Origin of the sequence: Kitasatospora sp. NPDC056273 (assembly GCF_042268845.1) — a bacterium.
Taxonomy (GTDB): domain Bacteria; phylum Actinomycetota; class Actinomycetes; order Streptomycetales; family Streptomycetaceae; genus Kitasatospora.
Genome location: NZ_JBHJSJ010000055.1, coordinates 49551 through 59523 on the forward strand (window position 1 = coordinate 49551; position 9973 = coordinate 59523).

Annotated in this window: 10 protein-coding genes and 1 CRISPR repeat array; of the genes, 5 read left to right on the forward strand and 5 right to left on the reverse strand. The window is 72.4% G+C overall.

Annotated elements, in window-relative coordinates; genetic code table 11:
* The first annotated feature begins 10 nt into the window (after nt 1–10).
* From cas3 to cas2, 4 genes are read left to right on the forward strand one after another with little or no spacing between them, the layout of a single operon-like run.
* Complete coding sequence (gene cas3, locus ACFCY1_RS33755; RefSeq protein WP_375877057.1) at nt 11–2404, forward strand: CRISPR-associated helicase Cas3'; 2394 nt, start codon at nt 11–13, stop codon at nt 2402–2404.
* On the forward strand, nt 2401–2922 hold the full coding sequence (locus ACFCY1_RS33760) for a CRISPR-associated protein Cas4 (RefSeq protein ID WP_049652021.1): 522 nt from the start codon (nt 2401–2403) through the stop codon (nt 2920–2922). The genes cas3 and ACFCY1_RS33760 overlap by 4 nt, the downstream gene beginning before the upstream one ends.
* Entirely contained in the window at nt 2922–3902 is a 981-nt protein-coding gene (gene cas1b, locus ACFCY1_RS33765) for a type I-B CRISPR-associated endonuclease Cas1b (protein WP_375877058.1), read from the forward strand. The genes ACFCY1_RS33760 and cas1b overlap by 1 nt, the downstream gene beginning before the upstream one ends.
* 6 nt (nt 3903–3908) lie before the next feature.
* The gene (gene cas2 / locus ACFCY1_RS33770; RefSeq protein WP_049652019.1) at nt 3909–4172 is read left to right on the forward strand and encodes a CRISPR-associated endonuclease Cas2; all 264 of its coding nucleotides are present in this window, start codon (nt 3909–3911) and stop codon (nt 4170–4172) included.
* An 89-nt stretch (nt 4173–4261) separates the two neighbouring features.
* Nucleotides 4262–4876: a CRISPR direct-repeat array (repeat unit 29 nt; unit sequence GTCGTGATCAGCCCTGGAGGGCTTGCAAC).
* Between the two features lie 90 nt (nt 4877–4966).
* Here cas2 and ACFCY1_RS33775 read toward each other — a convergent pair.
* The 3 genes from ACFCY1_RS33775 to ACFCY1_RS33785 form a co-directional block, all read right to left on the reverse strand.
* A complete protein-coding gene (locus tag ACFCY1_RS33775) occupies nt 4967–5842 on the reverse strand; it encodes a class I SAM-dependent methyltransferase (protein ID WP_234348398.1) in 876 nt (291 codons plus the stop codon).
* Nucleotides 5843–5953: 111 nt separating this feature from the next.
* A complete protein-coding gene (locus tag ACFCY1_RS33780; protein ID WP_375877059.1) occupies nt 5954–6820 on the reverse strand; it encodes an RNA polymerase sigma-70 factor in 867 nt (288 codons plus the stop codon).
* Nucleotides 6817–7428: a carboxymuconolactone decarboxylase family protein gene (locus ACFCY1_RS33785; RefSeq protein ID WP_375877060.1), complete on the reverse strand. Its 612-nt coding sequence runs from the start codon at nt 7426–7428 to the stop codon at nt 6817–6819. Before ACFCY1_RS33785 ends, ACFCY1_RS33780 begins: the two co-directional genes overlap by 4 nt.
* 253 nt (nt 7429–7681) lie before the next feature.
* Here ACFCY1_RS33785 and ACFCY1_RS33790 point away from each other — a divergent pair, with 253 nt between their 5' ends.
* Nucleotides 7682–8140 (forward strand): DinB family protein, encoded by a 459-nt coding sequence (locus ACFCY1_RS33790; protein WP_375877064.1) that lies wholly within the window; start codon nt 7682–7684, stop codon nt 8138–8140.
* A gap of 21 nt (nt 8141–8161) precedes the next feature.
* On the opposite strand, the gene ACFCY1_RS33795 is transcribed toward ACFCY1_RS33790, so the two are convergent.
* Nucleotides 8162–8665 (reverse strand): hypothetical protein, encoded by a 504-nt coding sequence (locus tag ACFCY1_RS33795; protein WP_049652015.1) that lies wholly within the window; start codon nt 8663–8665, stop codon nt 8162–8164.
* 220 nt (nt 8666–8885) lie between these two features.
* A partial coding sequence (locus ACFCY1_RS33800) for a CehA/McbA family metallohydrolase (RefSeq protein ID WP_375877062.1) occupies nt 8886–9973 on the reverse strand: 1088 nt, incomplete at its 5' end.

The window sequence follows — 9973 nt, forward strand, 5'->3', positions numbered from 1 at the left end:
GGCCCCACCCTTGATCCCACCCCTGACCCCACCACGAAGGCGCGCCCTCACCGACCTGCGGGCCAAGTCGCTGCCCCGGGAAGACCCCGAACGCCTCACCACCCACCTGCGCACCGTCCACGACGCGGTCGCCCAGCTGGAGGCGCGCATCGGGGCCGCCGGCGTCATCGCCACCGAACCGCAGTTCTGGAGCCTTGTACGCGTCGCGGCGCTGCTGCACGACGCGGGCAAGATCGCCGAACTGTTCCAACGGCAGGTCGAACCCGGCGGCAAACCCTGGGGCGAGCGCCACGAGGTCCTCTCCCTCGCCTACGTCGACCTGCTGGCCCTGGCAGCGGGGTGGGGCGGCGAGGAGCGCCTGCTGATCGCCACGCTCGTCGCCGGCCACCACCGGCCGCTCCACGCGGCGTCCTCCCTCGGCGGCGGCAAGCCCGCCCTGTCCCGCCTCTACAACGAACGGACCCGCTGGGACGAGGCCTTCGGCCACGTGCCCGGCCCGGACGGCCCACGGCCGCAGGTCCCGCGCGGCCTGCACCAGGAACTCCTGGCCTGGCTGGCCGGCTCCCTCGGCACCGAACCCGCACCACCGGGGCCGAACGACCCGGTGCTCGCCGACCGGGCCCGCCTGCTCCTCCAGGACGTCCTCACCGCCTGGAGGCTCCCGGTGAAGGCCCACCAGGGCCTGCTCGCCGTCCTGGCCCAGGGCGCCCTCACCCTGGCCGACCACGCCGGCTCCGCCCACGTGGACCTCCAGACCCACATGCCGCTGCCCACCGACTACCTCGCGCGGCTCCCGTACCCGCCGCACCGGCACCAGCACGACGCCGGTACGACCGTGGGCCACCTCGTCCTCATCGCCCCCACGGGCAGCGGCAAGACCGAAGCCGGACTCTCCTGGGCTGCCCGGCAGTTGGCGACGATGGCGGGCATGCCCAGGGTCGTGTGGACCCTGCCCTACCGCGCCTCCCTCAACGCCGCCCGACGTCGCTTCCAGCACACCCTCCACCCGGCCGCGGGGGAGAAGCAGCCCGACATCGGCCTCCTCCACGGCGCCCTCGCCCGTACCCTCCTCACGGAGGCGTCGGAGGACGACTGCTGTAGCGGCCCCACCAAGGACGACGCCCGCAAAGCCCGCGCCCGTGCCAACGCCATGCGCTTGTTCACCCAACGCCTGCGCGTCGCCACGCCCCACCAACTCCTCGCCGCCGCCATCGCCGGGCCCACCCATTCCTCCGTCCTCCTCGAACAGGCCAACTCCCTGTTCGTCCTGGACGAACTCCACGCCTACGACCCCGAGACCTTCGGCCGGCTCTGCGCCGCGATGCGGCTGTGGGAACAACTCGGCAGCAGGATCGCCGTGCTGTCCGCGACTCTCGCCCCGCCGCTGCTGACCATCGTCGACGAGAGCCTGCGCCAGCCCGTCACCTGCCACCGGGCCGAGCCCGGGACGGCGCCGGTGCGGCACCGACTGGTCGTCGACGAGCTCGCGCTGACGGACCCGGAGAGCATCGCGCGGCTGGAAGGGTGGATCGACGAGGGGCACAGCGTGCTGGCGGTCGTCAACAGGGTTGCCGCGGCGCAGGCCCTCTTCGCCGCCCTCGCCGACCACGCCCGGGAGCAGCGCCCCGACGACCCGGACGCCGCGCTGCTCCTCCACTCGCGCTTCAAGAACAAGGACCGCGACGAGATCGAACGCCGACTCCTGAAACGCCACCGCGAGCGCCGGTCCGACGACGCGCCGCGTCGAGGCGGTCTGGTCGTGGCCACGCAGACGGTGGAGGTCTCGCTGCAACTCGACTTCGACCGGGGCGCGGTGGAGAACGCCCCTATCGAGGCCGTCGCCCAGCGCGCCGGACGCGTCAACCGCCGAGGCCTCCACCCGGACGGGGCGGTCGAGTTCCGGGTCCACCGGACGGACGGCCACCGCCCGTACGACCAGGGCGCGGTGGAGGCCGCCTGGTCGGCGCTCACCACCCTGGCGGGGGAAGGCGCCACCGACCTCAGCGAACAGGACATCGACCGCCTCCTCGCCCTCGCCTACGACACCGACTGGGGCCACAAGTGGGCTGAGAGGGCTCGGGAGGCCCGCGACGGGTTCACCGCCGAGTTCCTCACCTTCGCCGACCCCTTCCACGACCGCACCGAGTACGCGAAGTCCCTCGGCGAACGCTTCGACACCGTGGAGGTGCTCCTGGAGGAGGACACCGCGGAGTACCGCCGACTCGCGGTCGGCAGGAAGGCGGACCCGCTCCTCGCCGCCGGACTGCTCATCCCGCTGGGCTACGGGCAGTTGAAGATCTACAGCCACGCGTTCGACCGGTCGCTAGGCGTCCATCTCGTCAAGGGCGAGTACGACCCCGTCCTGGGCCTCCGCCCGCCCGCCGAAACGGAGACGATCCTGTGAAACCCATCCCTGCGAGTCCACTCGGCGACGACCAGGGCCTCGGCGGCGTCCACATCAAGTACCTGCGCCACTGCCCGCGCCAACTCTGGCTCTACACGCGCGGTTACCGGCCCGAAGGCGGCAGCGACCTCGTCGCCTTCGGGGAGGTCGTGAGCGAGACCACGTTCACGCGACGGCGGGACGTCGACCTCGGCGAAGCCCGCATCGACTGGGTCACCGCCGGGGCCGTCATCCACGAGACCAAGTCCTCCCGCAGCCCATCACCCGCCCACGACGCCCAAGTCCGGCACTACTGCCTGCTGTTGGAGCGCCGAGGCGTCAACGTGCGCGGCGGCACCGTCCACTACCCCCTCATCCGCCGCACCACCGATGTCCCCTGGAACGAAGAGGCGCGGGAAGCGGCCGAGACCGCCGAGGACGAGGCCCGCGCCGTCATCGCCTCGGCCGAACCCCCCGACCGCCGGACCCGTGCCGCCTGCCGCGGCTGCTCCTACCTCGACTACTGCTGGGGAGACTGATGCCCGCCGTCGGCCGTACCTACTGGCTCACCGGACCCTGCCGCATCCGCCGCGAGGACGACAGCATCCGCATCGAGCGTGCCGACGGCAGCCCCGTCCGCATCCCCATCACGGACATCCGCGACCTCGTCGCCTTCGAGCACGTCGACCTCAACACCTCCGTGATGTCCCTCCTCAGCCGCCACGGCGTCACCGTCCACATCCTCGACCACTACGGCAACTACGCCGGACACTTCGCGCCCGCCGAGGCCATGTCCTCCGCCACCGTCCTCCGCCGACAGGTCGAGATCACCGGCGACCCCGCGCAACGCCTCCCGGTCGCGCGCGGAATTCTCCTCGCCACCGCCGAGAACCTCCGCTGGGCCCTCGACACCGACCTCCTCGACCCGGCACTCGAAACCCTGCGCACCGCCCTGCCCGACTGCCACGACACCGACGAACTCATGGGCCAGGAAGGCAACTTCCGCCGCACCGCCTGGGCCGTCCTCGACACCCGCCTCCCCGCCTGGCTCCGCCTCAACGGACGCAACCGCCGACCACCCACCAACGCCGGCAACGCCTTCATCAGCTACCTCAACGCCCTCACCTACGCCCGCGTCCTCACCGCCCTGCGCAGCACCCCGCTCCACCCCGCCATCGGCTTCCTGCACAGCGACACCGACCGCCGCCGCAACACCCTCGCCCTCGACCTCGCCGAACCCTTCAAACCCCTGCTCGCCGAACGGCTACTGCGACGGGCCGCCGGCCAGAAGCACCTCAAGCCCAGCGACTTCGAGACGGAAGTCGGCCGCGCCGCACTCAGTGTGGACGGCCGCAAGAAGATCGCCGCCCTCGTCCGGGAGGAACTCGCGACGACGGTGCACCACCGGACGCTGAAGCGAAAGGTCAGCTACGAGGAGCTCATCCACCTCGAAGCACTCAAGCTCGTCCGGCTGTGTCTGGAAGGCACGCCGTACAAGCCCTTCCGGCCCTGGTGGTAGCCGCCGATGTTCGTCATCCTGGTCTACGACACCGCAGCCGAACGCAACCCGAAAGTGCTGAAGACCTGCCGCAAGTACCTCCACTGGACCCAGCGCAGCGTCTTCCACGGCGAACTCACCGCCGCCCAGTACCGCGCCCTCACCCACACCCTCAATAGCGTGATCGACCCCAGCTACGACAGCATCGTCACCTACACCGCCCGCTCCCCGGACATGATCGACAGGGCAACACTCGGCGCCACCCTCGGCGGGCCGGGCGAGATCCTGTGACCAGTGCCGCTGCAGTACCGGCCGGTCGCCGCGCTTCCGCTGCCTACGGCGACGCCCGTAGGTGCGCTGACCTTGGGCTTTACCCTCGGGTCGTGATCAGCCCGGGAGGGCTTGCAACACAGCATCATGCCGCCCAGGACGGACTTCTCCGCGGTCGTGATCAGCCCGGGAGGGCTTGCAACATCACGAGGACCCGGTACCCGCGTTCGCCGAGGATCGTCGTGATCAGCCCTGGAGGGCTTGCAACGCGATCTGCCGGGCGACGATGCCGAGCAGACGCTGGTCGTGATCAGCCCTGGAGGGCTTGCAACAGTGTGCCGGTGAGGCCGCGTTCGCCGAGCTTGGTGGAGTCGTGATCAGCCCTGGAGGGCTTGCAACTGGTGCCCGCCACCGGATCGGAGGTGGCGGCGTGAGGTCGTGATCAGCCCTGGAGGGCTTGCAACGCGCGGGGCCCGCGTTTCCGGCGCCACCCGAACCGCGTCGTGATCAACCCTGGAGGGCTTGCAACGGTCCGTCGCCCCACCGGTCGGCCCACTCTTGGAGCGTCGTGATCAGCCCTGGAGGGCTTGCAACGCTGGTGGACCCGCGCCACCGTGCTGTTCGGGACAGGTCGAGATCAGCCCTGGAGGGCTTGCAACCTGGTGTGGTAGCCGAACCGAGCCCGGGTCTCCACGCGTCGAGATCAGCCCTGGAGGGCTTGCAACGTTTTCCCGGATCCGGCGTAGCCGCCGACCAGGACCAGTTGTGGTCGACCCTGGGCCCGCAGCGGGCCCAGGGCCGACCGGCGCCGGAGGTCAGATGCGGATGGCCGTGAGGACGTGGTAGTCGAGGAGGCCGTCGCGCCAGGCGGGGAGGAAGTGGCGGGTCCAGTGGGCGGCGGGGACGGCGTCGGTGAGGTAGCGGTCGAGGCCGGGCCAGACGTCGGCGCCGATGGATTCGGTGGTGATGTCGGTGAAGCCGGTGCGGGTGAGGGAGGTGGTGAAGTCGTCGAGGGGGTGGGCGATGTCGAGGCCGTCGGCGAAGCTGGCGAGGAGGATCTTGAGGCGTTCGGCGACGTCGGGGCCGGGGGCGGTGAAGAAGGTGGCGACGACGAGCCGGCCGCCGGGGCGCAGGACGCGGGCGGACTCGCGGGCGAAGCCGGTCAGTTCGCGGAAGTGCTGGGCGGCCTCGACGGAGAAGACGCCGTCCAGATAGCCGTCGGAGAAGGGGAGTTCGTCCGCCGAGCCGAGGGTGTACGCCAGCCGATCGGGGTACGTTGCCAGGGCTCTCGCGTTGACGGCGCGGGCCCGTTCGATCTGGTCGGGGTGGATGTCCACGCCCGTCACGCCCGCGAACCGGAACTCCCGCAGGGCGAGGGCGGCGCCCAGCCCCCGGCCGCAGCCCACCTCCGCCAGCCGCAGCCGCTCCCGCGGCTCCGGGAACTCCCGCAGCACCCGCCGGTACATCTGTTCCTGGCTGCGCACCCGGTCCTCGGAGGTCGGGTCGGCGAGGTCGATCCCTTGCCAGTAGCCGAAGTTGATGAAGCCTCCGGCGAACGACGGGGCGGTGCTGAGGTCGTCGACGCCGTACGTCCGGCGTACGGTCGGGGGGATGCGGTTGTGGTCCATGGGCCGCTGGGTCTCCTGCTCGGTGGGCGCCCGGCCGTCGGGCGCGCCGAGGTACGTACCCAAACCTGTGGTGGTCCGAACACGGTACGTGATGGCGGAGCGTCCAGGGAGCGGTGGGGGAGCGTGGTGGTGCTCCGAGCGGGCTCGGGGCACCACCACGCGAACGGGGAGAGGCTACCGGGTGAGGTCGGCCGGTGTGTCGAGGCGGGTCAGTTTCCGCGGGTTGCGCACGATGTAGACCCGGGTGACCCGGCCGTTCTCCACCGCGAGGCTCACCACCGAGGGTTCGCCGCCGATGTCGATCCGGCCGGCCGGGGCGCCGTTGAGCCACACCGCGGTGGTGTCGAACGGGACCGGCAGCCGCCCGGTGCGCGCGAGCAGCGCGGCCACGGCCTCGGCCCCGTGCACGGGGGCCGGTACGGCGGCCGCGATCCCGCCGCCGTCGGCGATCAGGACGACGTCCGGTGCCAGCACCTCCATCAGGTCCTGCAGCCGCCCGATGCGCAGGGTCGTCAGGAACCGTTCCACCACCCGTTGTTGCTCGGAGCGGCTGACCCGTACCCGGGGCCGGCGGGCCGCCACGTGCGCGCGGGCGCGCCGGGCGATCTGCCGGACGGTGGGCGGGGTCTTGCCGAGGGCCTCGGCGATCTCCTCGTAGGGCAGCTCGAAGACCTCGCGCAGCACGAACACGGCCCGCTCGGTCGGCCCGAGCGTCTCCAGCACGGTCAGCATCGCGAACGAGACGCTCTCCGCGAGTTCGACGTCCTCGGCGACGTCGGGGCTGGTGAGCAGCGGCTCCGGCAGCCACTCGCCGACGTACTGCTCGCGTCGACGGGTGAGCGTCCGCAACCGGTTGAGGCCCTGGCGGGTGACGATCCGGATGAGGTACGAGCGCGGGTCGTGCACCTGGGCGCGGTCGACCCCGGCCCACCGCAGCCAGGACTTCTGCAGCACGTCCTCGGCGTCGGCGGCGGAGCCGAGCAGCTCGTAGGCGACGGTGAAGAGCAGGCTGCGGTGGGCGACGAAGGGGTCCTCGGTCATGCCGGCCTCACTCCGGCCGACACGTCAGCGGCGGTGTCGGCGGCATCGTCGGCGGTGACGGTGGGCCGGGCCAGCGGGATCCCGCAGGAGTCGGAGAAGCCCTGCGACCGGACGCCGTTCGCGGTGTTGTTCCTGGTGGCCATGTTGACGAAGGCGACGTAGGCGGTGAGTTCGACCATGGCCGCCGGGCCGAGCTCGCCCAGCAGGTGCTCGTACTGCTCGTCGGTGACGGCCGGCGGGGTCACGGTCATGGCCTCGGCGTACGCCATCACCTCGCGCTCCAGCGCCGTGAACACCTCCGCCGCCCGCCAGTTCGGCACCTGGCTCGCCTTGGCCGGGTCCAGGCCCTGGTTCCGGGCCTGGAAGTAGCCGACGTCCAGGCACCAGCCGCAGCCGACCTGGGCGGCCACCGCCATGTGCGCGAAGGACTTGAGGCCCTCGTCGAGCGCGTCCCACTCGGCGACCCTGCGGGAGAAGTCCAGGTTCGCGGTGGCGACGGCGGGGTTGTGCCAGACGGCCTCGACGGGTTCGAGGGCGGTCCCGAACGTCCTGATCATGTTCTCGCTCAGCTCGGTGGGCAGCTGGGCCTTCGGCAGTCGCAGTGCCATGGTGTCCTCCGGGTTCGGTGGTTCGGCGGGTTGCCGGACATGAAGACACCGGAGGGCGCCCGGATGTGACAGCGGATGGCGAAGCCGGGCGAGCGGCCAGCCAGCCAGGTGGGCGGCCGGGAGAAAAGGCGTTTCGGACCGGCCGGGCGGTTCGCTACAGTCCGCCGGAAGTCCGACCACCGCGAGGAGACCGACCACCGTGACCGTCCCCGACGACCGCCCCGCCCCGCCGCTGACCGGCGGTGAGCGCGAGATGCTGCGCGGCTTCCTCGACTTCCACCGGGCGACCCTGGCCCTGAAGTGCGAGGGCCTGACCGACGAGCAGCTGCGGCTGCGCTCCAGCCCGCCGTCCACGCTCAGCCTGCTCGGGCTGGTCCGGCACATGGCGGAGGTCGAGCGGGTCTGGTTCCGCCGGGTGATCGACGGTGAGGAGCTGCCGCTGGTCTGGTCCGAGGACGGCGACTACCAGGCCGCCTACGACCCCGCCGGCGCCACCCGCGCCGAGGCCTTCGCCGCGTGGCAGGCCGAGGTCGAGCACTCCCGCCGGATCGAGCTCGCCGCCGACTCCCTCGACGTCACCGGCTACCAGGCCCGGTGGGACGCCGAGGTGTCGCTGCGGCTGGTGATGCTCCACCTGATCCACGAGTACGCCCGGCACAACGGGCACGCGGACTTCCTGCGGGAGGCGATCGACGGCACGGTGGGCGCCTGAGCGCCGAGGGGAGCTACCGGGCTACCAGCCGAGCAGGTGGGTGCGCCGGGTGAGGGCGGTGAGGACGGAGCCGGTGGCGGCCTCGGGGGTGAGGGCCGCGGTGTCGAGGGTGTGGGCGGTGTGGACGGTGTCCTCGGGCGCCGGGCCGGGGTGGAGGACGACGTAGTGGAGGGCGGCGCCGGTGGCGCGGCTCTCGCGGCGGAAGGTGTCGAGGGCGGCCGGGGCGGCGGGGGCCTCCACCACGACCTGATAGCCGCGGGTGGCGTAGGCGAAGGCGGCCTGGGCGGCGGCCGCGAGGGCGGTGGCGTTCTGGCGCCCGGCCTCGGGCAGGTGGGGCGGGAGCTGGCCGCTGCGTATGACCCGCAGGAAGTCGTCCGTCCGCAGGTGGACGCTCGGGTTCAGTTCCCGGGCGAGCAGCTCCGCGACCGGGCTGTTCCCGGCCCCGGCCGGGTCGACGAGGACGAGGACGCCCCCGGCGCCCCCGCCGCCCCCGAGCTCCGGCCCACCTACGGTCGTACGGTTCACAGCTGCTGATCCCTTCGCGGGCCGGGGACGGTCGGGTAGCCGGGGCGGGGCGGTCGGAGTGCGAAGGGGCTGGTCGGCCCATATCCGGACATCCGACCGCCTCGTCCCTACGACTGATGCGTTTCGGGGATCAACCTAGTCCAAACGGGTGGTCCGAGTCGTCCCCAGCCCGCTTCCTGGGCGGGTCGGAGTGGTCGGTCGGCGGGGCCGGCCGGGGTGGTCAGCCCGCTTCGGTGCGCAGCACGATCGGGTTGGTGAGCGCCGCCATCGGGCCCCAGGGCAGGTCCGGGCCCATCGAGTTGCCCCTGCCGGGGGTGCCGTCCGCCTTCGGGTGGCGCACCTCGGCCCGGACGTAGGCGGCGAGCGAGGCGGTGGTGCGCCAGATCACGGTGCCGGAGCCGTCGGCGGGCAGCGACTCCTGGTGCATCTGGCCCTCGTCGGTGAGCAGGCGGACCGTCCCGCCGGGCACGCCGGAGACGGTGAGCCGGACGTCCAGCGGGGCGTCGGCCGGGACGGTCAGCTCCTCGCCGATGCCCGCCCGGCGGCCGTGCCCGATGACGGTGAGGTCCAGCGTGACGGCGGAGGACTCGGCCAGCCAGCTGCGCCCGGCGCGCAGCCCGTCGAGGATCGCGTCCCGGGTGAGGTCCTCGGCCAGGACGACGTTGTGCGGGGAGCCGATGGCCTGCGGCTCGCTGTGCGCGTCGCTGTTGCCCAGGGCAGGCAGCCAGGAGCGGCCCTCGCGCAGGGCGACGGCGAGCCGGCCGTCCCAGGTGTCCACCGCCGACTCGTCGTCGTACGTCCAGGGGCCGTTCCACACCTCGACGCCGTCGGCCTGCTCGTAGCCGAACTTCCACTGGCAGGCGACGTACGGGCAGTACGGGTGCGCGGGCACGACCAGGCCGCCGGACCGGTGGACCTGGCGGACGAAGCGCGGGAACTCCTCGTCGCGGGAGCGGTAGCGCCAGTCGACGAACTGGCCGGGTTCCAGGCCGAGGGCCAGCCAGTGGCCGTTGCGGGTGGTGATCTCCTCGCCCGGCAGGATCAGCAGGTCGGGGCCGGCCAGCGGGCCCCAGGCGGCGTGCGAGGAGCTGGTGTTGTGGTCGGTGGAGGCGATGAAGTCCAGGCCGGCCGCGCGGGCCCCGGCGGCCACCTCCTCCGGCTTGCGCCGCCCGTCGGAGTGGACGGTGTGCAGGTGGCAGTCGCCCCGGTACCAGGCGCGGCCGCGGCCGCGGGCCCGCTCCGCCGGGTAGTGCGGGGTGAACCGCGGCCCGGGGGCGCCGAAGCGGAGGGTGACCTCGACGTGGTACT